Genomic DNA, 24140 nt, shown 5'->3' with positions numbered 1-24140 from the left:
CTTGCCATAAAAATATTCATTTTCTGTGCTAAACTTTTTCTTGAAAAGAGGGAAAGTAAATAAAAAAGACTACCATAGCTTTATTCACGATGTTTTTAGCCGTCTTAGTTTTAACTGGTTGTTCAAGTAATAAGAGTTCGTCATCCAGTAGCAAAACTATTAAAGCTGGCGACTTATCATCGACTAGTTATAAGAAAAACGCTTCTTATTATCGAGGAGGCAATGCTTACAAAGGTAAGAAAGTCAGTTTGAATTTCAAGAATGCCAAGTACACTGTGCGTACTTTGACATCCGGAAATAAAAAGATCAAATATCGGGCTTATGAAAATATTACCTACGTCAGCAAGCCAGTTGATAAGAAGTATCAAACAATGAATATTTATATTCCTGAAGCTTATTTCAAGAACAAGAAAATCAATGGATATACGAAGAATTCTGCACCAGTATTCTTCCCTAATTCCGTTGGTGGCTATATGCCTGGTGAAGCAACGACTATTGGTAAATCTAATTCATCAACAATGACGATGCCAAAATCAACTAAGTCATCATCAAGCACTCCAGCAGCACCCGGTGCTGGTGGAACAGGGACCAATGCTACAGGTGGTGCTCCATCTGGTGCCAACAGTGCTCCTGAAAAAGCCCTTAAAGAAGGCTACATTGTCGCAGCACCTGGTGCTCGTGGCAGAACTACGAAGCAAAAAAGTAATTATACAGGTAAAGCACCCGCAGCTATCGTCGATTTAAAAGCTGCCGTACGTTACTTGAAATTAAACTCTAAAAAGATTCCTGGAAACCAAAATAAAATCATTTCTGATGGGACAAGTGCCGGTGGCGCAATGTCGGCCCTCCTAGGCGCATCAGGAAATAGCAAGGATTATGCACCATATCTGAAAGCCATTGGAGCTGCCGATACCTCAGATAATATTTTTGCATCAATGGATTTTTGTCCTATTATGAACTTGGACAATGCTGATTCTGCATACGAATGGGAATTCAATGGAATCAACAGTTATCAAGGGATGGCAATGCCGGGACAAACTGCTGAAACATCAACTTTGACTTCGGCTCAAAAGAAGATCTCTAATGATTTGAAGAAAGAGTTCCCAAGCTATGTTAATAGCCTAAATCTTAAAGATGACAATGGTAAAACATTGAAGATGAACAAAGACGGCTCAGGCTCGTTCAATAATTTGATCAAGAAAACCGTTGAGAATTCTGCTAACACAGCTATCAAGAATGGTAAGAACATTACCGAGAAGAAATACCCATGGTTAACTATCAAGAACGGCAAGGCAACTGACGTTAACTTGTCGAAGTACTTCAAGGCAGTAGGTAGAATGAAAGCTGCTCCAGCTTTTGACGGAGTAGACTTATCAAATGCTGAAAACCAAGAAATGGGTACCGCAACAGTCAACAAGAAACACTTCACCGATTACAGTCAAAAGAACAATACTGCCAAAAATAAGACAGCTAAAGCAAGTGACAACATCATCAAGATGATGAATCCAATGGACTACATCAGCAACAACAACGCCGATACAGCCGATCACTGGTACATCAGATACGGTGAAAAAGACGCCAACACATCAATCGCAGTACCAACAATTTTCGCTCAAAAACTAAAGAACGAAAATAAAGACGTCAACTATCACCTAGAATGGAATAAAGGCCACGCAGGCGATTACAACTTGAATGAAATGTTTACTTGGATGAATAAGATCGCAAAGAAATAGAGCAAAAAAAGAGCGCTATTTCCCACGGGTGACTGTGGGGCATAAGGCAGAAAGGCGGTAAGGGCCCGTCCGGCCCGGAACCTTTTTGACTTATGAACCACAGTCAGTGGGAAAGTGCGCGTTTCACGCGTTTCCGCTATAAATTAGTAGAGGTTTGGTAACCCAAATCCAAATATCCGTATTCAAAGAACAAAGCATCAGACACAAATAAATATTCACTTGGCTTCCAAGAACATCCTCCCCAGGTAGTTCTCGCAAGCCAAAAGCAAAGGGAAATACCAATCAGGTATTTCCCTTTCTTTATGCCCACATCTAATCAAAAATCAAAAACCTGAGTATTTTAAAATAAATGAACTATAATAAATTTAATCATCATCCTAGAGGGAGGATTATTATGAATTTTAAAAAGATTCTTATTTCCAGCATCGCTGACTTAAGCATCTTTGTGGTAGTTTCGTCAACCGCCGCAGTCACAACTGTTTCTGCAGCTAGCGACCAAGTTGCCAAAGTTCAAGCAACTTCGGAAAATAATAAGATCGACCGAGTTGCCGATCCAGATGATATCACGGTCGGGATTCAACCTGGTGTGTCCCAGCAGGTTAGACAAGATGTCAAGTATGCTATCGAACAGTGGAATTCAACCAAGTTGATTCATTTGAGATTGACCAATACCACTGATTTCAATGATGTCAATATAACTTTCACCAATCGAGATCCTAATAAATCAAGTTGGGGCAGTTCTCTCAACCTGATTCAAGATACAAATGATCCATCAGTCAAAACTTTACTTGAAACCTTGATTTCGTTGGATCCGCAATTACGGACCGGACAATATGGCAACGATGACCTAGAGCATACGATCATGCATGAAATGGGTCATGCACTTGGTTTGAATGATAATTATGCTGATAAAAATGCCATCATGTATTACACCAGCGACTTTTATTCAACCAACAATGCCACAGTCAAAGTCAACGCCAGCGATTATCAAAACCTCAAGTTGTTGTATCCAACTGATTAATCGTCAAGCTTTATTTAAGGTATATCTAATAGTCTAAGAGTGGAAAGAATTCCGCTCTTTTTTTGTAAGGAGAAGACATGACACTAGAAAACAAACGCATCTTAATCGTCGGCGGTACTTCAGGTTTTGGACGAGAAGTTGCCCGCCAAACCGAACATGCCGGAGCAAATGTGACCGTCATCGGACATAATAAAACTCGTACCAAACAATTCCAAAAAGACCACAAAAACATTCAAGCCAAGAGCATAGATGCTCATGGGAAAGCAGCTTTGGAGAAGTATTTTGATTCGACGTCAAACTTCGATCATATCGTTTCGACTCTGGGTGGAGCGATGAGCGGTGGCTTTCTGAATACTGATATTAGCTTGATCAGAAAAACCATTGAAGACAAATTTTTCACTGATTTGCAATTAGCCCAAATAGCTGCTAAACATCTCAATCAACACGGTTCACTGATTTTTACTTCAGGATCTGGTGGAAGTCCATCAAATGCCTCTGGTGCTATTGTTGGCAATCAGGCAATAAACTTGATGGTTCAGGGTTTAGCGGTTGAAATGGCACCGGAATTTAGAGTGAACGCGGTCTCACCAAGTTGGACCCCAACCGGATTGTGGCGGGATGTACCAGAACCAGAAATGATGCAACAGGTTACCGATTTCTCCAAAAACGTTCCTCTTAGAAGAGTTGCCAAGCTTTCTGAAGTCGCTAGCGGATATCTCTATTTAATGGAGAACGAATTTATCACTGGTCAGATAATAAATATTGATGGTGGAATAGATTTATATTAAGATAATTATTGTATTTAAGTTTAAATTAAGGTTTAGGTGCAATAATGAATTCATTCTATCAAGGAGGATTCATACTATGATTATTCTTAATTCTTTAAGAGCCGGCATCAGTACAGGATTACAAACCGCTGGAAATGATCTTGCTGCCTTTGGCCAATTCTTTAATAATGTAACTAGTTTTCGTTAATTATGATATTTAAAGCAGAAGAGAGTAGATGACTTACTCTCTTTTTTTAATATAGATTATAAATATTTACATTTATAATAATAAATGCTAGACTTAAAGCCAACTTAAAAGAAATGATGAAAAGAGATAATTTAATGTCAACAGAAACAATGAACGAGACCGAACGTCACTATCGGATCGGTGATTTTGCAGAAATGACTGGCTTGACCAGTCCCACACTTAGATATTACGAAAAAGAAGGTTTAGTCAAACCTCATCGTTCAGAAAACGGTTTGAGATTTTATACTGATGCGGATGTTAAATGGATCAAGTTTTTATTGCATTTAAAGAGCACTGGTATGTCGATCGAACAACTGAAGAAGTACGTTCAATGGCGTGCTGAAGGGGATTCGACTATCAATAAGCGGTTGGAATTACTCAAAAATGTCCGCAGTGAATTCATGAAGAAAATGGAAGATCTTGATCACAGTTTGACCATTTTGGACGATAAGATCGATTGGTACACTGGTAAGACTACTGGCAAGATCAAAGACAGCGAAGGTTTTGCTACGTACTTGGATAACATGAATCATGAAGAATAATCTGGTTCGTACTTATAATTTTGATTACATTTAGCTTGCTATTCTCGAAAGGGGATAGTGAGCTTTTTTATATATGAAATTATTTATCTTTTTTTATTTATTTTGTTGACTTGCAGTGTACTTTAAGTGGTTTACTATAGTCGTTCGAAAAGATAGGAAATCTAGGAGGAATGAGTTATGGCCAAAAAACAAACAGCTGGTAAAGAACAATTGGGAGATTTTGCCCCTCAATTTGCTGATTTAAATGATGATGTTCTATTCGGTGAAGTTTGGAGCAAGGAAAATGAACTTTCTGCTCATGATCGTTCTTTGATCACTATCGCAAGTATCGTTTCAGCTGGAAATACTGAACAGTTAGAAGCTCACTTACGCATCGGTAAGCAAAATGGAATCACTAAAGAAGAAATCGTTGCTGAGTTAACACATCTAGCATTTTATGCTGGTTGGCCAAAAGCATGGTCAGCATTTAACCGTGCTAAGGAAATCTGGAAATAATTACAATTAAAATCTAACTTAAGGAAGTACAATAATGGCTAAAAATGAAGAATTGAAAAATGGTGGAGTTTTCCCAATCGGAGAAAAAAATGAAGCTTATGCCCAATACTTTATTGGACAAAGTTACCTTGAAAGTCTATTCAGCCCAGAAGACAACATCGACTTTGGTGGTAGTAACGTTACTTTTGAACCAGGATGCCGTAACGATTGGCACATCCACCATGATGGATTCCAAATCTTGCTCGTCACAGGTGCGAAGGTTGGTATCAAGAATGGGGCAAGCCTGCTCAATTATTGAAGCAAGGTGACGTTGTTGTTATCAAAGAAGGAGTTAAACACTGGCATGGTGCAACAAAAGACAGCTGGTTCAGTCACATTGCCATCACAAAGGGAACTTCAGAATGGCTCGAAAAAGTTACCGATGAAGATTACGACAAATTAGGTAAATAATCACGCCTGAAAAGTATGTACGATTTGATTGACATAAACTTCAAAGGTGTATTAAATGGAGTAGCAGTAGTTATGCCAGATTTTGACATATCAGTGCTACTCCTTTTTGCTGTTGGATAGCAATTTTGGAGCTGTTTCAAAATTCGCATAACCTGGCCAAATTCAAAATTTGTGAGGCAGGAAAATGAAGATTTTAAGTTTTATCGATCTTACTGAACAGCAACAGCGTGAAATCCGGGAATTATCGAATGATCTAACACTGGAAGTAGTATCGCCAAAAAAAGCCACCAAAAAAGATTTAACTGAAGTTGATGCTATCTACGGCTGGTCAAGCCGTTTAGAAGATCATGCAGTTGCCAATGGTCACCTGAAATGGATCCAAACGATTCGTGCCGGCGTGGATGCCTTGCCACTGGACGATTTGAAGAAGGAAAACATAGTTGTTACCAGCGGTTCAGGAGCCAATGCCATCAATATCGCCGAACAAACATTGGGATATATGTTGATGTACGTCCGGAAGCTGAATCTGACGATGCGCGATCAAGATCAAAGCCTGTGGAAAGTCGATGAACCGTATGATGAAGTCTACGGCAAAACCGTTCTGATCGTCGGCGCAGGCAATATCGGCAGCATCCTCGGACGTTATTGCAAAGCACTAGGGATGAAGACGATCGGCATCAGAAGAACAGCCAAGCCAACTGAATCAATGGATGAAATGATGTCGATGGATCAACTGGATCAAGCAGTCGGCAAAGTCGATTTTGTCGTCAACATCTTGCCTGATACCAAAGCTACCGAAAAGATTTTTGATCAAAATATTTTTGAGCAAATGACTAAATCATCGGTTTATATCAATATCGGCCGTGGTAAGTCAACAGATACGTCAGCGTTGATTGAAGCTTTGCAAAATAAGGAGATAGCTGGTGCTGCCTTGGATGTGGTGGAGCCTGAGCCATTGCCTGCTGACAATCCATTGTGGAAGATGGACAATGTCATTATTACGCCCCACACTGCGGGAAGAAGCGTCAAATACTCTGAGAGAGCTTTTGTGATCTTCAAGAAGAATCTTAAGTCATTGCTCGAAAATGGCGAAGTAGTGGAAAATGTCGTTGATTTGAACCATGGTTACTAAGCGACTAGATAGTAAATATTACTAATTTGTTGTATACTTTTTAGTAATATGTAAGGAGATTTGTAACATGGTCCAGACTGAAGAAACATACAACCAAGCTATCGAGTTATTAAAAAACGATAACGTTCGAATTACTAAACAGAGAACTAGTATGCTCGACTACCTATTCAATAAGCGCGACTACTATGTTCCGATCACTGAGATCGATCATAAGTTGCGTCAAGAATACAGTCGGATGAGTTATGAAACTGTTTATCGAAACGTTGAAATGCTCGAAGAATTGCACGTCGTTGAAACGCGGATGTTCAATAACGGCTTACGTGCTAAATACCAATGTGATTTCGACAATTTGAATCACAGTCATTTTATTTGCGAAAACTGTGGCCGAGTGGTTGAACTCGCCGCACCAGCAATCAAAGAAGTCGAAAAGAAATTGCCGAATTTCCAAATCGACTCGCAGCATTATGAAGTCATGGGGCTATGCGACAAATGCCTCAAACAACAAAATAAATAGCAAAAAAGCCAACTCAGATGAGTTGGCTTTTTGCTATTCTAGAGCTTTTTGAATTTGATCAAGATTTTGGTCCATCCACTCGTAGTAACCAAGGTCTTTGGGCAGTGTTTCCGTTAAATAAACGATGGGAACATCGTTTTCTTTAGCAGTCTTTTTGATCTTATTAACGATGCCGCTGCTAACTTGTTTATTAACAACTAAAACATCGACCTTGTGCGACTTCAAGCCATTTTGGATCTCTTGGATATCTTTAACTGAAGGGTCAGTTTCATCTTCGATTGCCTTGGCAAAATGATTGTCAGCTACCGAAATACCTAGATCTTTCAATAAATAATCTGGTAAAGGTTCAGTCACATAGGCTTTTTTGCCTTGAGCCGACTGCTTGATTGCTTTTTCTCTAGCGATTAATTTGTCGAGCTTTTGATCATACTTTTGATAATTTTTGTGGTAAGTTTTTTTATTCAAGTTATCCATATCGGATACCCGCTGATAAACGATTTTTGACAATTTTTTCATGCCGTCGACATCGAACCAGAGATGTTCGTTGCTACCATTTTTGAGGTGCAAAACATCAGCTCCGTAGTTCAAAACGTCGTCTTGCTTATTGTTAGCCTCTGCAAGCTTGTTTACCCAGTCGTCATAACCAAGTCCATCGGAAACAACTAAAGCGGCCTTAGAGACCTTTTTAGAGATATCTGTCGTGGGTTTGTAACTATGAGGGTCAACGTTGACCGATTTGACGATTGGTTCGACTTTGTATTTGTCCCCGACAATACTTTTGACTGGTTCATAGTAGCTATTGGTTGAAGTCAAGATCGTCTTCTCGTTCGTAGATTTGCTACATCCCGTTAAAAATAAAAACAAGATCATCGCTGATCCAAATAAATATATCCACTTCCGTCTCATGAAACCATCCTCTTGAAAAATTTTTACTGAGCTTTCTTAGTAATAGTAACTCGCTTGGCTTGCTTGATAATCTTCAAAGCACGCCGGCGGGTTTTAATATTTTTACTGCGTAGACGTCTGCTAGCACTTGCAAAATCAATTTTCTCTGACATAGTAGGCTCCTTTTTTTAATAGTAATAATTACGATTAAGAGTATACAGATAAAATCAAAAAAAGACAAATATTATTTTCCGTAGCTATTTTGTAATATTACAAAATCTCAAATCGTTTTTATTTTAAGAGTTTTTTAAGGTCATCAAGCGATGATATAACTCGTAAAGGAGGTAGCTAATATGATTATTCTTAACTCAATCAGATCAGCAATCAGCACAGGTATCGGTACATTAGGTAACGATGTAAATGCTGTTGGCCAATTCTTTGACCAAGTAACAAGCTTTAGATAAAGCTTTTGGAAAATTTCAATATAAAGCATTCTAAAAATGATCTTTTCAGAATATTTATATTTAAATTTTCTTTGAATGAATACCAAGTCAAGGAGGTGCCAAGAATATGATTATTCTTAACTCATTACGTGCAGGTGTAAGTACAGGTATCCACACTGCAGCAAACGACGTTAACGCTGTTGGTCAATTTTTCGACCAAGTAACACGCTTCTAATTTTAAAACTAAAACTAATTAATTAACAATTTTTGGAGGATCTCACTATGATTATTTTGAACTCACTTAAAGCAGGAATTTCTACAGGAATCCATACATTTGGTAACGACGTAAGTGCCGTTGGCCAATTGTTCGACAACGTTACAAACTTTTAGTCAGTACAAACTAACGATAAGAATCGATAAATATTTTTGAAAGAAGATAAAAATTATGAATAATTTCCCAAATGATTTTCATGATGCAGTCCAAAAGGCCGCAGAACCAAAACCCGTTCCAGCTCCAGAACCATTGAAGCCATTTATTGACAAAGCATTGAAACCAATGCCTCGTTAATTCTCCCTAAAACAAACAATCCCAAATATATAACCCAGATAAGAAAGAAGAAATTTATTATGAATAATTTTCCAAATGATTTTCACGACGCAGTCCAAAAAGCAGCAGAACCAAAGCCAATCCCAGCTCCAGAACCATTGAAGCCATTTCTCGACAAGGCATTAAAGCCAATGCCTCGTTAGAGTTTAGTTAGGGTGGACTTGTGTAGTTCTACTCAAAAAACCACTGATCAGAACAGATCAGTGGTTTTTTTGTGCTCAGATATGATTGATACTTCTGATTGTCTAACTCTAAATTTACGGTATATTTTATTTATTAATTGACATTTGTTCATCCGTTATATAACGTATGACATGTGTTATACCAACCAACCTAATGTTCTTTAATCAATTGATAAATAAAATTTGATTTATATTTTTAATTAAATATTAAATTGCAAAGGCGAGTAAGGATTGCATAAAGTACCTAACGATTTATTTTTTCTTTTGGAATAATTATAATAGTACTTGAAACGATTTTGAAGAACCCAAACATCAAAGTTAGGTAGATTTTGCGGGCAGATATTGGATCAGTTTCTTGTTTAAAAACAATCTTTTTCACAACCCCACAAACTGAAAAAACGAATTGTTTTTCTTGAATAGGTCATATATACGGCTGTTACATCTTATCTGATGTATTTATCGTTGAACTATTGAGCTAGGGCAATCGGGATAATACAATTTAAAAGTAAGTTTATAATTGGGAAATAATGTTCGCAAAAAATTAATAAAAGCGGAGTGATAAGATTGCTGACGAATTCAGGATTGGTTTCATACCTTGTTGTTCATAAGATCAGACAAAAAACCATTGCGGATGCTTTAGACGTTTCAATCTCTACTGTCTACCGCAAGATTAAAGGCTTAGGATTTACTCAACAAGAGGTTTACATGTTGAACCAAAAATTAGATATTCCTATCCATACTTTCTACGACGAGATTATCGAATTGACCGAAGAACAATGAACTTATTGAACTGGGAAATTTGAGTTTCGGCTGATATTTCCTGTGCACTAAAAAAACCACAAATCTGCATCTGCAGGTTTGTGGTTTTTTTACGTTTAATTTCTTATTTGACCATCACCGTTAACTAAGTACTTGGTGGTCGTTAATTCGTTAGCTCCCATTGGACCACGAGCATGCAATTTTTGTGTGCTGATGCCGATTTCGGCTCCGAATCCAAATTTGCCACCATCGGTGAATCGAGTCGAAGCGTTGACATACAAGACTGCCGCATCGATCTGTTTCTGGAATTGACGGGCATTTTGATAATTTTCTGTCAAGATTGCTTCACTATGTTGAGTGTTGTAATGGTTGATATGTTCGATGGCGCTGTTCAAGTCTGGAACGACCTTGATAGCAATAATGTAGTCGTTATATTCGGTGTACCAATCATCTTCTGTTGCTGGGATGACGTCAGGCAAGATCTTTTGAACACCGGCATCGCCTCGAATCTCAACTTGTTCTTGCTTGAGCTTTTCAGCCAATTTAGGTAAGAACTCATCGGCAATATTTTGGTTGACAAGGATCTTCTCAACCGCATTGCAAACTGAAGGGCGCTGAACCTTAGCATTTTCGATGATTTTGATAGCCTGAGCTTGGTCAGCTGATTCGTCAACGTATATATGACAGTTGCCGGCACCTGTTTCGATGATCGGTACCTTAGCTTTATTGACGACCATTTTGATGAAACGGCCACTACCACGAGGTATCAAGACGTCCAAATAGTCACTCAACTCCATCATTTCTTGAGCAACTTCATGACTAGTATCGTGAATCAATTGAACGGAGTTATCGTCCAAACCAAAGTCTTTCAAGGCTGTCCGTAAAGTGTCTGAAAGAGCGATGTTTGAATTGATAGCTTCTTTTCCGCCACGCAAGAAGGCTGCGTTACCGGATTTGAAACAGAGCCCCGCAGCATCAACAGTCACGTTAGGACGGGCTTCAAAAATTATGCCGATAACGCCTAATGGGACGCGCTCTTGAATGATATCAAGTCCGTCTTCAGTCGTCCAGCCGCGGTCGACTTTACCGATTGGATCAGATTGTTCGGCGATTTGCCGCAAACCATCGGCCATCTTCTTGATCCGGTCGTCATCAAGCAACAAGCGGTCTTGCATTGCCTCTGACATTGAGTTATTTTTGGCATTTTCTAAATCTTTTTGGTTGGCAGCCAATATTTTTGCGGAATTTGTTTCTAGAGCCACAGCCATCTGTTCGAGAGCTTTGTTTTTCTGAACGGTGCCTAATTGGCTCAATTGAAATTCAGCCGTTTTTGCCTTTTTTCCCATTTCACTTAAATCAGTCATCAGAATTACCTCCTAATTTTCCGTAAATAGTGTGCCAATATTTTCGCCAGCAAGCAGATTAAAGACGATTTCAGGGTCTTTTCCGTTAGCTAGGATCATTTGTTGATGATGCTTCAAAATCATCTTAGCAGCCTTTAATTTGGTTGCCATGCCACCGGTACCAAAGATGCTGCCTTGGCCGCCAGCTGCTGAAATAATCTTCTCATCGATTGCTGTGACCGTGTCATATTTGTGAGTCGAATCCAGTTGAGGATTGCCATTATAGAAACCATCAATATCCGACAACATGATCAAGATGTCCGCATCGATCAAATTTGCCACGATGGCAGACAACTGGTCATTGTCACCAAATTTAGTGTGATGATCCATTTCAGAAACTGTCATCGAATCATTTTCGTTAATGATGGGAATAGCTGTTGGCACGTTCAATAATTCTTGAAAAGTATTCATAACATTAGTATGGCTCTCAGGAAAATGGATTACATCACGGGTCAGCAACATTTGAGCTGCGACCATAGCATTTTTTTGTAAGGCTTGATTGTATAGTTGAATCAATTCAGTTTGTCCTACAGAAGCAACTGCTTGCTGTTGGGAAACCTTATAGGGACGTTCGTTTAAACCTAAGATTCCCATACCAACACCAATGGCTCCGGATGATACTAGAACTACTTCTTTACCGGATTTCTTTAAATTACTCAAGACATAAGCTAAACCATTGATAACTTTGAAGTTAGGCTTGCTGTTGTCTTTGATCAAAGTACTAGTTCCAATTTTTAATACTATTCGATTTGCGTGGATTTCTCTTTTGTTCTGCATATTTAATGTCCTTATGAAAATATTTGATTGTAGTATTCCAAATAAGTCTCATCAGTGGATAAAGCGATGAGCTTAGTAACACTAGTGTTTCTAGGTTCGGGAAGGCTCATCAGATCACTGGGTCGAAGGACATCAAGTGCGAATGCTTTAACGGTAAAACCATGCGTCACGACGATGATTTTCTCGTCAGGATATTTTTCAACGGTTTCTTTGAGAAACCCGTCGACACGATCGACAACGGTCTCAAATTTTTCACCTTTGCTGGCGTATTTGACGTAGTCTGGCAAGACGTCGTTCCAATATGTGTTGAAGACGTCAGGATACTTTTCACGTAATTCAGTATTCTTTTTGCCGTCCCATTGACCGTAAGAGATTTCTAATAATCGTTGGTCGTAAGTGATCGGGAGGTCATGACCAGCGTTTAAGATTTTAGCTGTGTGGGCGGTACGTTCTAACGGGCTACAGATGATCCGGTCAGCAAAGCTGATATCAAAATTATCGGCTAGCTTCTGGGCTTGCTGTTGTCCGACTTCATTTAGATGGGTGATGTCAGTGTTGATGACACCTTGTTTAAGACCCATGGCGTTGGCAGAAGTCTGTCCATGTCTAATAAGATATAGTTCAGTCATATTTACTCCTTTACACTCATTAATTAACTTAATTATGCACCGTTTAACAGATGTATGCTAGTTGACAATCGATTAATTGATTGTTACAGTATTTTTAAGTTAATTGGAGGTATTTTAATTATGTTCAATAAAGTTAATCTTAGCCTAACAGTCTCCTCCTTGTCTACACGTTTTAACATGTAGGCTTATTTAACTCATCAATAAACCTCATGTGAGTATAGACAACTATATCTGTGAGGCTTCAATATTAAATTCGCTTATCCTCACAGAATGTCTTCTGTGAGGATTTTTTAATATAAGGAGTGTTTTCGTATGACGATTTACAATTTTTCAGCTGGTCCCGCAACTATGCCAGATCCAGTTATAGCTCAGATCAAACAAGATCTGCCATCATATAATGATTCAGGAATGAGCGTAATGGAGATCTCCCATCGTTCCGAGCTGTTCGAAGATATCATCGATCAAGCCGAAAAAGATCTCAGAGAATTGCTGGCGATCCCCGATAACTATCACGTTTTGTTCTTTCAAGGGGGAGGCACCTTGCAGTTCACCACTATCCCGTTGAACCTTGCCAATAAATATCATCGGATCGGTTTGCTGGACAGTGGTCATTGGGCGGAACGAGCAGGAGACGAAGCCAAACGTGTCAACGTCAAAGTTGATGTCTTGAATTCAACCAAAGCAGACCATTACACGAAATTGCCGATTTTAAAAGACTTGACTCAAGATACATACGACTACGTCCATATCACTACTAATAACACTATTGAAGGGACAGCTTACTCGACCGTTCCTGACACTGGTGCAACTGAACTAGTCGGCGATATGTCGTCGAATTTTCTCGGTCAACAATATAATATCAAAGATTTCGGATTGATCATGGCTGGAGCTCAGAAAAACCTTGGTATCGCCGGTTTGACTCTAGTAATCGTCCGAGATGATTTGATTGGCAAAGTCAAAAACCTACCAAGTATGCTCGATTACCAATTGTTCGCCCAGAAAAATTCCATGTTCAACACCCCACCAGTCTTCGCCATTTATGCCGCTGGCTTAGTCTTGAAATGGCTCAAACAACAAGGTGGAGTCCCCGAAATGGAAAGACGCAATCGGAAAAAATCTTCTTTGCTATATGATTTTTTGGATGCGTCAAAATTATTTACTGCACCAGTCCAAAAGCCTGATCGCTCATTGACGAATGTTCCTTTTGTTACCAAGGATGCTGATCTGGACGCTAAATTGATTGCTGAGGCTGCTGATGTTGGCTTGCTTAATATCAAGGGTCATCGTTCAGTCGGAGGGATGCGCGCTAGTTTATACAATGCGATGCCATATGAAGGCGTTGAAAAATTGGTCAACTTTTTGGATAAATTTGAAAAGAATTATTGGAGGACTAAATAATGTATCAAGTAAAAACGTTTAATGCGATAGCTAAAAGTGGTTTAGAAACATTCAGTGATGATTTTAAGATCAATCAAAGTGATGATCCTGATGCTTATTTGATCCGGTCGGTCAACTTGTTGCAAGAAAAATTCCCAGAAAGCTTGAAGACTATCGTTCGGTGTGGAGTAGGCTACAACAATGTGCCACTCGACAAAGCAACCGAGCAGGGGATTGCTGTTTTCAACACCCCTGGCAGCAATGCCAATGCGGTCAAGGAATTAGTAATTTCGTTGATGATTGCTACGGCCAGAAATTTATTTGCTGCTAATCAATATTCAAATATCCATTCGGAAGCCGATATTTCGCAACGGACTGAAAAGGATAAGACTAAATTTAATGGAACTGAACTAGCTGGCAAAAGACTCGCAGTCATCGGACTCGGAAACGTTGGTTCACGGGTCGCTAATGCTGCACTGGCTCTAGGGATGAAGGTCATTGGTTACGATCCATTTTTGTCGTCAAATGCTGCTTGGCGGATCGACAATCAAGTCAAGCGTGCCAATTCGATTCGTCGAGCTGTCAAAAATGCCGATTTTGTAACAGTCCACGTTCCTAAAAATCAAGACACGATTGGATTGATCAGTACGACGGAATTGACTGCTATGAAGGATCAGGCAGTCTTGTTCAACTATTCGCGGATCGGCATCGTTGACAACAAGGCAGTTTTGAAGGCCATTCAGGAGGGGAAGATCAGTCATTACTGCACAGACTTTGGTGAACCGATCATCGCCGATCAAAAGAACATCACTATTACTCCTCATATTGGCGGTTCGACTCTTGAAGCTGAATCAAATGGTGCGGTCCAGGGTGCCGATACTGTGATGAATTATTTGGAATCGGGTGATACCACCAATTCAGTTAACTTACCAAATATGAAAGTTCCCTTTGAAGCACCATATCGAGTGACTGTCATTCACAAAAATGTCCCTAATATGGTTGGTCAGATTGCCACTAAGATGGCTGACCGAGAGATCAATATCGAGAATATGAGTAATGCTGCCAAAGGAAGCACCGCTTATACAGTCGTTGACGTTAATTCGATCGATGGTGAAAATGGCCAAAACTTGATCCGTTCCCTCAATAAGATACCTGAGGTCCATCGAGTACGGATCATTGAGCATCAATAAAAAAATCGGCAGATCCGAAGACCTGCCGATTTTTGTTCTCAATTATTATTTAGTCATATCTTTTAAAACTTGGTCGATCATTTGGGTATAAGCGATTGGTCCTTTATACTGCCAACTAGAATCGTTGCCGTATTGGAACAAATTACCATCCTTAACAGCCTTGATATTCGTCCAAACAGGATCTTTGAACATGTCAGCATCCTTGTCACTGTTAACTAAGAAAATGTAATCAGCATCCAGTTTAGCAAGCTTTTCTAAGGAAACGGACGACCAATCAGCCGTAGCTTTCTTAGAAACCTCTTTGACCAGACTAGGTTCTTTCAACTTGAGGTCACCGTAGAGCAGTGAGCCACTAGAAGACTTGTCGCTAACGATAAAGGCTGAGTTGTTAGTTACCCATAAAACAGCCACTGACTTGCCATTAGCCTGTTTGTTCAATTTAGTTTTCGCTGAGTCGACCTTCTTGTCGTACTTGTTTAGAACTTGCTTAGCTTTATCAGTCTTGTTGACTGCCTTAGCTACATCGAGAAATTGGTCCCGCCAAGAAACGTCAGTACCATTTTTGACAACGTAGGTTGGAGCAATTTTCTTATATTGGTTATATTTCCCATTTTGAACTTGACTGTCTGTTCCCATGAGGATCAGGTCTGGTTTAGCCTTGGTAACTGCCTCATAGGGTAGCGAGTAGTCGATCGTTGGCACGTTTTTCAGATCTTTTTTCAAATATTCCTGAGTTCCTGAAGCATTTTTAACTGACCATTGAACGACTGGCTTGACGCCAACGGCAACTAAGTAATCCTCTAAGTAACTACCGACAACACGTTTGGGCTGTGTAGGCACTTCGACTTGATGGCCCATGGAATCTTTTAGATCACGCGTACTTGAATCTGAGGCTTGGGAACTGCTACAAGCTGACAGAAACATTGTGAAAAATAAGGCAATAAAAAGTCCAACTCCCCATAGTTTTTTACGATTCATAATTTTCCCCCTCAAATAATTTTTTAAATTATGTAAATTATTAATGAAAGCGTTACAAAAAGTCAAGAGAATACGTTAAAATATATTACAAAAATATATATCAGAATATTCAGTCTGTATGTAAAAATTATAAATTAAGGTCGAATGTGCGATGAATATTATTGAAACTAAGAAAGTTTGCGTGAACTATGATAAAAAATTAACGATCCACGATCTGTCGATCCAGATTCCTAAAGGTCAGATCACAACTTTGATTGGGCCGAATGGATGTGGCAAGTCAACTTTGATCCGAACGATTGCCCGGTTATTGAAACCGTGCGATGGGTCGGTCTTTTTAGACAGCGAAAATATCGAACAGAAGAAAACTAGTGAGATGGCTAAAGAAATGGCTGTCTTGCCACAGTCTAATGAAGTTGCCAATGATCTGACAGTTCAGGAATTAGTGACCTTTGGGCGGATCCCATATCGGCATCGTTTTTCCACGCTATCAAAAGTCGATCATGAAAAAATCGATTGGGCCATGGAAAAAGCTTCAGTCCAAGACTTGGCTAAACGTCGGTTAAGTACGCTATCTGGTGGTCAAAGACAACGTGCCTGGATTGCGATGGCGGTGGCCCAAGATACTGATACGATCATTTTGGATGAGCCGACGACTTATTTAGATCTGACGCATCAATTGGACGTCATGCTATTGATCAAGGAACTAAACGAAAAAGAGCATCGGACGATCGTGATGGCTTTGCATGATTTGAACCACGCTGCCAGATTCTCAGATCAATTGATTGCTATCAAAAATGGGTACCTGCAGACTTGTGGTCCAGTCAACCAAGTCATCACCCGCGATAATCTTCGCAATATTTTCAATATCGATGCTAAGATCATTCAAGACCATAACAGACCAATGATCCTGACTTATAACCGCTGGAGATCGGGGGAGTCAGCTTGAAAGCTAGTGTAAAGTATTCTCTTCAAATGGTTATTGCACTGGTGGTCTTAGGTTTATTATTGATGCTCAGCGTACGCTACGGTTCCAATAGCAATACTGGTTCAACAGTCTTTAACTCACTTTTTCATTTCGATGCGAGCAGTATCGATCAACGGATCATTCGCCATATCAGGATCCCGCGGATCATTGGCGCAATGTTGATCGGTGCTGCTTTAGCAGTCAGCGGTGCTTTGATGCAAAGCGTGACTAAGAATCCTATGGCTGATTCGGGACTTTTAGGTATCAACGCTGGGGCGGCTTTTATGCTGACGCTTTGTTTTACTTTTTTTCCTAAAATGTCTACTTTGAATACCACAGCTTTTTCAGTAGTCGGTGCTGCCATTTCCGCAGGGCTAGTTTTTGCTATCAGTTCCCTGAAGAAATCGCAAATGAGCCCGACTATTTTAGTTTTATCAGGGTTAGCGATCAGTGCTTTTTTCACCGCTATCAGTGAAGGTATCGCTTTGATTGCTAACCTCAAACAAGACTTAGCCTTTTGGCATTTTGGTGGCATTTCAGCTGTCTCTTGGGCTCAACTAGAACGACTTGGACCATGGATAATTGTTGGCTTAGTTGTAGTCTACTTAATGTCTGGTAATTTGAATCTCTTAAGTTTGACCGATGATTCAATTAAAAGTTTAGGTAAAAATATTACGGCCATCAGACTTATTTCCTTGATCTGTGTCGTTATTTTGTCTGGTGTGTCAGTTTCTTTAGTTGGCAATGTTGCCTTCGTTGGTTTGATCATTCCGCATATAGCCAAGTTTTTAGTCGGAACCAATAATCGCAAGGTGATCCCGATGACAATCTTATTAGGAGCTGATCTGACCGTGTTAGCAGATCTGATTGCTCGCACGATCAATCCTCCACAAGAGACTCCTTTTGGAATCATCATTTCGATTGTCGGCGTGCCATTCTTTATTTATCTTGCTAGAAGGGATGGTAATCAACTATGACAAAAAGATTCAAACTTACTCGATGGTTGTTCGTCCTAATTGTTTTTATGGTGATTTTAATGGTCATTAATTTAAATACAGGTCAGATGCGGATCTCGCCGTCGGCCATTTGGAATTTACTAGCTGGTAAAGGGACTTACACTCAGTCGCTGGTTATTTTTGATTTTCGGATGCCTCGGATCGTTGTTACGTTATTAGTCGGCTTTGCTTTAGCGATTGCGGGTAATGTTATCCAGTCGACAACTCAAAATCCGATGGCTGATACTAGTTTTTTGGGGATCAATTCTGGAGCAGGTATTGCCGTCATGCTGTTCATTGCCTTGGTCAAAAACCAAGATGCTAATTTGTTTTTACTACCAACGATGGCATTAGTTGGTGCTTTGATCAGTACGGTGATCGTCTTTGGATTTTCATACAAAAAAGAAACAGGCATTACTTCTAACCGAATGCTGTTGACTGGTGTCGCTTTGTCAGGACTGTATTCATCGATCATGGTCTTACTGACCTTGAAACTATCACCAGAGAATTATCAATTCGTGATGAATTGGCTAGCAGGTAGTATTTGGGGGACAAGCTGGGAATTCATTTTGATGTTTTTACCGTGGTTCATTATCTGTACCATTTTCATCTTTTCCAAAATGCGAGTCCTCGATACTTTCAACTTAGGTGATGATGTTGCTTATTCACTGGGGATAAATTTGAAAAAGGAACGTATCATTTTGATTGCAGCTGCAGTCATCTTAGCAGGTGTCAGCGTTTCAATCAGTGGTGGGATCGGATTTATCGGTCTGATTACGCCTAACCTGTCGCGACGTGTAATCGGATTCAAACACAGCCATCAGCTGGTCTTATCTGGTGTTTTAGGCAGCTTTTTACTATTGGCTGCCGATACAGTCGGCAAAGTTATTAGTTCGACTACCGAGATACCAGTCGGCATCTTAGTTGCCGTTATCGGAGCACCATATTTCGTTTACATTTTAATGAAAACCAAATAGTCCGAGGAAAAAAACTTGCCAACCTTTATGAAAAGTCTCAAACTTAAATCAAAGAAGGTGGACCAGAAAATGTACAAAGTATTAATAGTTTTACACGATGGCGACGAATACATCCGCATGAACAAAGTTTATTTGGAAAGTATGCCAGTTGCAGGGGAATACATCGTTCATTCCGATGGATTGCCATATTTAGTAGAAGAGGTCACTACCTTTGTTGGTTATGTGAGCAGCAAGGGAGCCACAACGATCCTAGTTGTCCATACCGCTGATAAGGACTCTGCCGTCAATGATTTGTATGGGATCGATATCGAACGAGATATGGATGATCCCGAATATAACGAACATGACGATAAATAAGTAAAAAATTTAGTTAAAAATTAGAAAACAAAACAAATATTTTTGTGAGAGCCGATATAATAATAATCTGCTCTCTTTTTTTATTAATAAATATTAAAATATTTTTTAATCTAATTTCAGAAAACTGTTTCATTGTCGCCCCAGTAGTTGTACAATTTAATACAATCACGAAACAAAAATGGGATTGTTATGCCGATTGTTCGTATATCAATCCAAATTGTGTGGTTCGCGACAAATGATATTGCAGATGTTTCCACTACTAAGATTAGATAGGCGCTACCTATGTATCTATTACTTGGGACCTTATTTTTTCCAGAATTGGTCATCAAATATCAGATTTTATCTAAGACAGTTGAAGAGGTATATTTTTTTTGCCTTCTTTAGCTTCTTACAGGTCAGTTTATAGACGAAAGGGGCGGAATAATGAAGCGTTACTTGGTATTAGAAGATGGCAATATTTATCCAGGACAAGCCTTTGGTGCCGAAACTGCCGCAGTGGGCGAGCTAGTTTTCAGTACCGGGATGTCCGGCTATCAAGAATCAATCACAGATCAGTCATATAATGGCGAGATCTTAATGTTTACTTTCCCACTAATAGGTAATTACGGAATCAACCGTGATGACTATGAATCAATTACTCCAACTTGCAAAGGTGTAGTAGTACATGAACTGGCCCGACGAGCTAACAACTGGAGAATGGACTTATCTCTCGATGACTATTTGAAGGAAACTGGCGTACCAGGTATCACTGGTGTTGACACACGTACTGTCACTCGCCACATTCGAGCAAAAGGTGCTTTAAAAGCTACTATTGTAGATGAAGTCACTGAAAATACAGTCAAGGATCTCCAGAACACTAAATTAGCAACAGATCAAATTGCACAAAGCACTACTGCTAGTGCTTATCCAGTGCCAACTCACGGCAGAAAAGTAGTTCTAGTCGACTATGGATTGAAACACTCTATTTTAAGAGAGTTGTCTGATAGACATTGTAATTTGATGGTATTGCCTGCTGATGCGACAGCAGAACAAGTTTTAGCTCAAGATCCTGACGGAGTAATGTTAACTAATGGTCCAGGTAACCCGAAGAGTGTTCCTGAAACATTGAAAATGATCCGTGAGGTGGAAAAACATGTTCCACTTTTTGGAATTTGTATGGGTCATCAACTTTTCGCTCTCGCTAACGGCGCCGATACTTTCAAGATGAAATTCGGGCATCGTGGCTTTAATCATCCAGTAAGAGATCTAACTACCGGTCGAATTGATTTTACATCTCAAAATCACGGTTATGCTGTTGATCGCAATTCACTTGCGGACACTGAATTAGAAATAACTCATGAGGAAATCAACGATAAAACTGTCGAGGGATTGAGACATAAGATCTATCCGGCCTTTTCTGTGCAATATCACCCGGATGCTGCTCCTGGTCCACATGACGCAGCCTATTTATTTGATAGATTCATGAAGTTGATTGATGAAAATAAAGCGAAGGGGACAATCACATATGGCCAAAAGAACTGATATTTCAAAAATTATGGTGATTGGCTCTGGTCCAATCATCATTGGTCAAGCTGCTGAATTTGATTACTCCGGAACACAGGCATGTTTAGCTTTAAAAGAGTTAGGCTATCAAGTTGTTTTAGTTAATTCCAATCCAGCAACTATTATGACCGATAAAGAAATAGCCGATAAGGTTTATATCGAACCGATCACTTATCAATTTGTTTCGCAGATCTTGCGTCAAGAAAGACCTGACGCTATCTTGCCAACACTAGGTGGTCAACAAGGACTCAATATGGCCAAGGAATTGGACGATTCTGGTATCTTGAAAGAACTAGATATCGAATTGTTAGGTACGAAGATGAGTGCCATCGACCAAGCCGAAGATCGGGAGAAATTCCGGGCTTTAATGAGAGAACTTGGCGAACCAGTTCCTGAATCAGCTATTGTTCATGAAGAAGAAGAAGGCGTGACAGCCGCCAATCAGATCGGTTATCCGATCATCGTTAGACCAGCATTCACCATGGGTGGTACCGGAGGCGGTATCGCTGATAATGAACGTGAATTACGCGAGATCTTGCAAAATGGTCTCAGCCTGTCACCTGTGACACAATGTATGCTTGAACAAAGCATCGCCGGCTTTAAAGAGATCGAATTTGAAGTAATGTGTGACGCCGATGATAACGCAATGGTCGTCTGCAATATGGAAAACTTTGATCCAGTTGGTATCCATACTGGTGACTCAATCGTCTATGCTCCAGTTCAGACTTTGTCTGATCGAGAAGTTCAAATGCTGCGGGATGTCTCATTGAAGATCATCCGCGCACTGAAGATCGAAGGTGGCTGCAATGTGCAGTTAGCCTTAGATCCTAATAGTTTCAAATATTTCGTTATCGAGGTAAATCCTCGGGTCAGCCGGTCAAGTGCTTTAGCTTCTAAAGCTACTGGCTATCCGATTGCAAAAGTTGCTGCTAAGATCGCGGTTGGTCAAACTTTGGATGAGATCATCAATCCTGTTACTGGTACGACTTATGCTGAATTTGAACCAGCATTGGACTACGTTGTCTGCAAAATCCCTCGCTGGCCATTCGACAAATTTACTCATGCTGACCGGACTCTAGGAACTCAGATGAAGGCTACTGGTGAAGTTATGGCTATCGGCCGGAATATTGAAGAAGCCACCTTAAAAGCGGTTCGTTCATTGGAGATCGGTTTGATTTCATTGGACAAACCAGAGCTACACGAATTGTCTGATAAAGATCTCGATCACGGTTTAGTTCAAGCTCAAGATGACCGCCTGTTTTATTTGGCTGAGGCCATCCGTCGTGGTTACAAGATCGAAAAAATTGCTGATATGACCAAGATCAATTTGTTCTATTTGGACAAGTTGTTGCACATCGTCGAAATCGAACGTGAGTTGCGCGATAATCCGCAAGACTTAGATGTTTTATTGGACGCAAAGAAAAATGGCTTTGCTGACAAGTCGATTGCTAAGATTTGGGGCGTCGATGTTGATTCCGTTCAAAAATTACGGGAAGACAATCAGATCACACCTGTTTATAAGATGGTCGATACTTGTGCTGGTGAGTTCGAATCGCAAACTCCGTATTTTTACAGCACCTACGAATTCGAAAATGAGAGCATAGTCGACAAGAAACCTTCAATTCTAGTTATTGGCTCTGGACCAATCAGAATTGGCCAAGGTGTCGAGTTTGATTACGCTACGGTTCATTCTGTCAAAACTATCCAAAAAGCTGGCTACGAAGCAATTGTTATGAATAGTAATCCGGAAACAGTTTCGACCGATTTCTCGATTTCTGACAAATTGTACTTTGAACCATTAACTTTGGAAGATGTTTTGAATGTCATCGAATTGGAAAAACCTGAAGGGGTTATCTTGCAATTCGGTGGTCAGACCGCTATTAATTTGGCCGAACCTTTATTAGCTCATGGTGTGAAAGTCTTGGGAACTAGTGTTGAAGACATTAATCGGGCTGAAGACCGGGATGAATTTGAAAAAGTTATCGTGGCTAATAATATTGCTCATCCAACTGGTGATACTGCCAGTGATGAGGCAACTGCGGTCAAAATTGCTGAAAAAGTTGGTTATCCAGTTTTGGTTCGTCCAAGTTACGTTTTAGGTGGTCGGGCAATGGAGATCATCACTAAAAAAGATGAATTGAATTACTATATGCACAATGCGGTCAAAGTCTCGCACGACCATCCAGTTTTGATCGATCATTACTTGATGGGCAAGGAATGTGAAGTTGACGCTATCTGTGATGGTAAGGACGTTTTGATCCCTGGTATCATGGAACATATTGAAAGAGCTGGAGTTCACTCTGGTGATTCAATGTCAGTCTATCCAGTCCAGACTTTGTCGAAACACGTTCAAGAGCAGATCGTCGACTATACTGAAAAGTTGGCTCATGATTTGAACTGTTTAGGGATGATGAATATTCAGTTCGTCGTTCAAAACGACCAAGCTTACGTGATCGAAGTTAATCCCCGTGCTTCAAGAACCGTACCGTTCTTGAGTAAGGTAACGGATATCCCAATGGCACAAATTGCTACGAAGGTCATTTTGGGCAAGAGTTTAAAGGAGCAAGGATATCACAATGGTGTCGCCCCAGTTGGAGACCTCATTCACGTCAAAGCACCAGTTTTCTCTTTCTCGAAGCTAGCTAATGTAGACAGTTTGCTGGGACCAGAGATGAAATCCACTGGCGAAGTAATGGGCACGGATAAAACTTTTGCCAAAGCTTTGTACAAAGCCTTTGAAGGTACTAAAACTCATGTGCCAGCTGCTGGAAAGATTATTTTCAGTGTCAGACCTGGCGACTTGGAAGAGACTCTCGGATTAGCCAAACGTTTCGTTGACTTAGGCTATGAGTTGATGGCAGTTGGCCAGACGGCTGATTATTTGAAAGAGCATGATTTGGAAGTCGAAGGGTTCGACGATTCCTTTGAAGGAATGATGGACTTGATCGGCGACAAACATGTTCAGGTCGTTGTTAATACGATTGATGAAGAAGAAGCCGGAGATACTGATGGTAAAGTCATGCGTGGCGTTACTACTGAGCACTCGGTTCCGCTGTTCACTGCTTTGGATACCGTTGATGCTGTGTTGAAGGTATTGGAAGATCAGAGTTATTATGTACGTAGTATTTAGATGATTTTATGCATTTAGGACCTCCTTTTGGAGGTCCTTTTTTT

The 24140-nt window shown here is 40.0% G+C and carries 24 protein-coding genes and 1 pseudogene; 19 read left to right on the top strand and 6 right to left on the bottom strand.

Annotated elements, in window-relative coordinates; genetic code table 11:
* The first annotated feature begins 89 nt into the window (after positions 1-89).
* The 8 genes and pseudogenes from FC27_RS05680 to FC27_RS05645 all read left to right on the top strand — a co-directional run bounded on the left by FC27_RS05680 (position 90) and on the right by FC27_RS05645 (position 6901).
* Positions 90-1733 carry a subtype B tannase gene (locus tag FC27_RS05680; protein ID WP_010625172.1) on the top strand — a complete coding sequence of 548 codons (1644 nt, stop codon included), beginning with the start codon at positions 90-92 and terminating at the stop codon, positions 1731-1733.
* 394 nt (positions 1734-2127) lie between these two features.
* Positions 2128-2754 (top strand): matrixin family metalloprotease, encoded by a 627-nt coding sequence (locus tag FC27_RS05675; protein ID WP_010625171.1) that lies wholly within the window; start codon positions 2128-2130, stop codon positions 2752-2754.
* Positions 2755-2831: 77 nt separating this feature from the next.
* Positions 2832-3542 carry an SDR family oxidoreductase gene (locus tag FC27_RS05670; RefSeq protein WP_010625170.1) on the top strand — a complete coding sequence of 237 codons (711 nt, stop codon included), beginning with the start codon at positions 2832-2834 and terminating at the stop codon, positions 3540-3542.
* A gap of 321 nt (positions 3543-3863) precedes the next feature.
* Positions 3864-4310 (top strand): MerR family transcriptional regulator, encoded by a 447-nt coding sequence (locus FC27_RS05665; protein ID WP_010625169.1) that lies wholly within the window; start codon positions 3864-3866, stop codon positions 4308-4310.
* A 177-nt stretch (positions 4311-4487) separates the two neighbouring features.
* Positions 4488-4805 (top strand): carboxymuconolactone decarboxylase family protein, encoded by a 318-nt coding sequence (locus FC27_RS05660; protein WP_010625168.1) that lies wholly within the window; start codon positions 4488-4490, stop codon positions 4803-4805.
* A gap of 34 nt (positions 4806-4839) precedes the next feature.
* Positions 4840-5255, top strand: a pseudogene (locus tag FC27_RS05655) (cupin domain-containing protein).
* 184 nt (positions 5256-5439) lie between these two features.
* Positions 5440-6387: a D-2-hydroxyacid dehydrogenase gene (locus FC27_RS05650; protein WP_010625165.1), complete on the top strand. Its 948-nt coding sequence runs from the start codon at positions 5440-5442 to the stop codon at positions 6385-6387.
* Between the two features lie 67 nt (positions 6388-6454).
* Complete coding sequence (locus FC27_RS05645) at positions 6455-6901, top strand: Fur family transcriptional regulator (RefSeq protein WP_010625164.1); 447 nt, start codon at positions 6455-6457, stop codon at positions 6899-6901.
* A 33-nt stretch (positions 6902-6934) separates the two neighbouring features.
* On the opposite strand, the gene FC27_RS05640 is transcribed toward FC27_RS05645, so the two are convergent.
* Positions 6935-7807 (bottom strand): metal ABC transporter solute-binding protein, Zn/Mn family, encoded by an 873-nt coding sequence (locus FC27_RS05640; RefSeq protein WP_010625163.1) that lies wholly within the window; start codon positions 7805-7807, stop codon positions 6935-6937.
* Between the two features lie 23 nt (positions 7808-7830).
* Positions 7831-7959, bottom strand: a complete 129-nt coding sequence (locus FC27_RS11865; RefSeq protein ID WP_010625162.1) for a putative metal homeostasis protein — start codon at positions 7957-7959, stop codon at positions 7831-7833.
* A 715-nt stretch (positions 7960-8674) separates the two neighbouring features.
* On the opposite strand from FC27_RS11865, the gene FC27_RS12155 reads away from it, so the two are divergent.
* The 3 genes from FC27_RS12155 to FC27_RS05635 all read left to right on the top strand — a co-directional run bounded on the left by FC27_RS12155 (position 8675) and on the right by FC27_RS05635 (position 9798).
* Positions 8675-8797, top strand: coding sequence for a hypothetical protein (locus tag FC27_RS12155; protein ID WP_268869701.1), 123 nt, complete (start codon positions 8675-8677; stop codon positions 8795-8797).
* A 59-nt stretch (positions 8798-8856) separates the two neighbouring features.
* Positions 8857-8979, top strand: coding sequence for a hypothetical protein (locus FC27_RS12150; protein WP_268869700.1), 123 nt, complete (start codon positions 8857-8859; stop codon positions 8977-8979).
* Positions 8980-9582: 603 nt separating this feature from the next.
* Complete coding sequence (locus FC27_RS05635; RefSeq protein ID WP_010625161.1) at positions 9583-9798, top strand: hypothetical protein; 216 nt, start codon at positions 9583-9585, stop codon at positions 9796-9798.
* Between the two features lie 95 nt (positions 9799-9893).
* Here the strand turns inward: FC27_RS05635 and FC27_RS05630 are convergent, their stop codons facing one another.
* The 3 genes from FC27_RS05630 to FC27_RS05620 are packed head-to-tail and all read right to left on the bottom strand — an operon-like array spanning position 9894 to position 12586.
* Positions 9894-11141 carry a glutamate-5-semialdehyde dehydrogenase gene (locus FC27_RS05630; RefSeq protein ID WP_010625160.1) on the bottom strand — a complete coding sequence of 416 codons (1248 nt, stop codon included), beginning with the start codon at positions 11139-11141 and terminating at the stop codon, positions 9894-9896.
* Positions 11142-11153: 12 nt separating this feature from the next.
* Positions 11154-11957 carry a glutamate 5-kinase gene (gene proB / locus FC27_RS05625; protein WP_010625159.1) on the bottom strand — a complete coding sequence of 268 codons (804 nt, stop codon included), beginning with the start codon at positions 11955-11957 and terminating at the stop codon, positions 11154-11156.
* Between the two features lie 11 nt (positions 11958-11968).
* On the bottom strand, positions 11969-12586 hold the full coding sequence (locus FC27_RS05620) for a histidine phosphatase family protein (RefSeq protein WP_010625158.1): 618 nt from the start codon (positions 12584-12586) through the stop codon (positions 11969-11971).
* A gap of 312 nt (positions 12587-12898) precedes the next feature.
* Here FC27_RS05620 and serC point away from each other — a divergent pair, with 312 nt between their 5' ends.
* Together serC and FC27_RS05610 are read left to right on the top strand one after the other, a co-directional pair.
* Complete coding sequence (gene serC / locus FC27_RS05615) at positions 12899-13984, top strand: 3-phosphoserine/phosphohydroxythreonine transaminase (RefSeq protein ID WP_010625157.1); 1086 nt, start codon at positions 12899-12901, stop codon at positions 13982-13984.
* Positions 13984-15153: a 3-phosphoglycerate dehydrogenase family protein gene (locus FC27_RS05610; protein ID WP_010625156.1), complete on the top strand. Its 1170-nt coding sequence runs from the start codon at positions 13984-13986 to the stop codon at positions 15151-15153. The genes serC and FC27_RS05610 overlap by 1 nt, the downstream gene beginning before the upstream one ends.
* 45 nt (positions 15154-15198) lie before the next feature.
* On the opposite strand, the gene FC27_RS05605 is transcribed toward FC27_RS05610, so the two are convergent.
* Positions 15199-16131 (bottom strand): ABC transporter substrate-binding protein, encoded by a 933-nt coding sequence (locus tag FC27_RS05605; RefSeq protein ID WP_010625155.1) that lies wholly within the window; start codon positions 16129-16131, stop codon positions 15199-15201.
* Positions 16132-16282: 151 nt separating this feature from the next.
* Here FC27_RS05605 and FC27_RS05600 point away from each other — a divergent pair, with 151 nt between their 5' ends.
* The 6 genes from FC27_RS05600 to carB all read left to right on the top strand — a co-directional run bounded on the left by FC27_RS05600 (position 16283) and on the right by carB (position 24096).
* A complete protein-coding gene (locus FC27_RS05600; RefSeq protein ID WP_010625154.1) occupies positions 16283-17077 on the top strand; it encodes an ABC transporter ATP-binding protein in 795 nt (264 codons plus the stop codon).
* The gene (locus FC27_RS05595) at positions 17074-18072 is read left to right on the top strand and encodes a FecCD family ABC transporter permease (protein WP_056938080.1); all 999 of its coding nucleotides are present in this window, start codon (positions 17074-17076) and stop codon (positions 18070-18072) included. The genes FC27_RS05600 and FC27_RS05595 overlap by 4 nt, the downstream gene beginning before the upstream one ends.
* A 59-nt stretch (positions 18073-18131) precedes the next feature.
* Positions 18132-19067: a FecCD family ABC transporter permease gene (locus FC27_RS05590; protein ID WP_235699658.1), complete on the top strand. Its 936-nt coding sequence runs from the start codon at positions 18132-18134 to the stop codon at positions 19065-19067.
* A 69-nt stretch (positions 19068-19136) separates the two neighbouring features.
* The gene (locus tag FC27_RS05585; protein ID WP_010625152.1) at positions 19137-19424 is read left to right on the top strand and encodes a hypothetical protein; all 288 of its coding nucleotides are present in this window, start codon (positions 19137-19139) and stop codon (positions 19422-19424) included.
* Between the two features lie 423 nt (positions 19425-19847).
* Entirely contained in the window at positions 19848-20945 is a 1098-nt protein-coding gene (locus FC27_RS05580) for a carbamoyl phosphate synthase small subunit (protein WP_010625151.1), read from the top strand.
* Positions 20929-24096 carry a carbamoyl-phosphate synthase large subunit gene (gene carB, locus FC27_RS05575; RefSeq protein ID WP_010625150.1) on the top strand — a complete coding sequence of 1056 codons (3168 nt, stop codon included), beginning with the start codon at positions 20929-20931 and terminating at the stop codon, positions 24094-24096. Before FC27_RS05580 ends, carB begins: the two co-directional genes overlap by 17 nt.
* The last annotated feature ends 44 nt before the right edge of the window (positions 24097-24140 follow it).

The sequence above is a fragment of the Companilactobacillus versmoldensis DSM 14857 = KCTC 3814 genome (assembly GCF_001434295.1).
Classification (GTDB): Bacteria; Bacillota; Bacilli; order Lactobacillales; family Lactobacillaceae; genus Companilactobacillus; species Companilactobacillus versmoldensis.
This window is presented reverse-complemented; position numbering and strand designations above follow the sequence as displayed.

Excerpts from the sequence above, each read along its gene's own strand:
- FC27_RS05680 (WP_010625172.1), top strand. The coding sequence starts at position 90 with ATGTTTTTAGCCGTCTTAGTTTTAACTGGTTGTTCAAGTAATAAGAGT.
- FC27_RS05675 (WP_010625171.1), top strand. The coding sequence starts at position 2,128 with ATGAATTTTAAAAAGATTCTTATTTCCAGCATCGCTGACTTAAGCATC.
- FC27_RS05670 (WP_010625170.1), top strand. The coding sequence starts at position 2,832 with ATGACACTAGAAAACAAACGCATCTTAATCGTCGGCGGTACTTCAGGT.
- FC27_RS05665 (WP_010625169.1), top strand. The coding sequence starts at position 3,864 with ATGTCAACAGAAACAATGAACGAGACCGAACGTCACTATCGGATCGGT.
- FC27_RS05660 (WP_010625168.1), top strand. The coding sequence starts at position 4,488 with ATGGCCAAAAAACAAACAGCTGGTAAAGAACAATTGGGAGATTTTGCC.
- FC27_RS05650 (WP_010625165.1), top strand. The coding sequence starts at position 5,440 with ATGAAGATTTTAAGTTTTATCGATCTTACTGAACAGCAACAGCGTGAA.
- FC27_RS05645 (WP_010625164.1), top strand. The coding sequence starts at position 6,455 with ATGGTCCAGACTGAAGAAACATACAACCAAGCTATCGAGTTATTAAAA.
- FC27_RS05640 (WP_010625163.1), bottom strand. The coding sequence starts at position 7,807 with ATGAGACGGAAGTGGATATATTTATTTGGATCAGCGATGATCTTGTTT.
- FC27_RS11865 (WP_010625162.1), bottom strand. The coding sequence starts at position 7,959 with ATGTCAGAGAAAATTGATTTTGCAAGTGCTAGCAGACGTCTACGCAGT.
- FC27_RS12155 (WP_268869701.1), top strand. The coding sequence starts at position 8,675 with ATGAATAATTTCCCAAATGATTTTCATGATGCAGTCCAAAAGGCCGCA.
- FC27_RS12150 (WP_268869700.1), top strand. The coding sequence starts at position 8,857 with ATGAATAATTTTCCAAATGATTTTCACGACGCAGTCCAAAAAGCAGCA.
- FC27_RS05630 (WP_010625160.1), bottom strand. The coding sequence starts at position 11,141 with ATGACTGATTTAAGTGAAATGGGAAAAAAGGCAAAAACGGCTGAATTT.
- proB (WP_010625159.1), bottom strand. The coding sequence starts at position 11,957 with ATGCAGAACAAAAGAGAAATCCACGCAAATCGAATAGTATTAAAAATT.
- FC27_RS05620 (WP_010625158.1), bottom strand. The coding sequence starts at position 12,586 with ATGACTGAACTATATCTTATTAGACATGGACAGACTTCTGCCAACGCC.
- serC (WP_010625157.1), top strand. The coding sequence starts at position 12,899 with ATGACGATTTACAATTTTTCAGCTGGTCCCGCAACTATGCCAGATCCA.
- FC27_RS05610 (WP_010625156.1), top strand. The coding sequence starts at position 13,984 with ATGTATCAAGTAAAAACGTTTAATGCGATAGCTAAAAGTGGTTTAGAA.
- FC27_RS05605 (WP_010625155.1), bottom strand. The coding sequence starts at position 16,131 with ATGAATCGTAAAAAACTATGGGGAGTTGGACTTTTTATTGCCTTATTT.
- FC27_RS05600 (WP_010625154.1), top strand. The coding sequence starts at position 16,283 with ATGAATATTATTGAAACTAAGAAAGTTTGCGTGAACTATGATAAAAAA.
- FC27_RS05590 (WP_235699658.1), top strand. The coding sequence starts at position 18,132 with ATGGTCATTAATTTAAATACAGGTCAGATGCGGATCTCGCCGTCGGCC.
- FC27_RS05585 (WP_010625152.1), top strand. The coding sequence starts at position 19,137 with ATGTACAAAGTATTAATAGTTTTACACGATGGCGACGAATACATCCGC.
- FC27_RS05580 (WP_010625151.1), top strand. The coding sequence starts at position 19,848 with ATGAAGCGTTACTTGGTATTAGAAGATGGCAATATTTATCCAGGACAA.
- carB (WP_010625150.1), top strand. The coding sequence starts at position 20,929 with ATGGCCAAAAGAACTGATATTTCAAAAATTATGGTGATTGGCTCTGGT.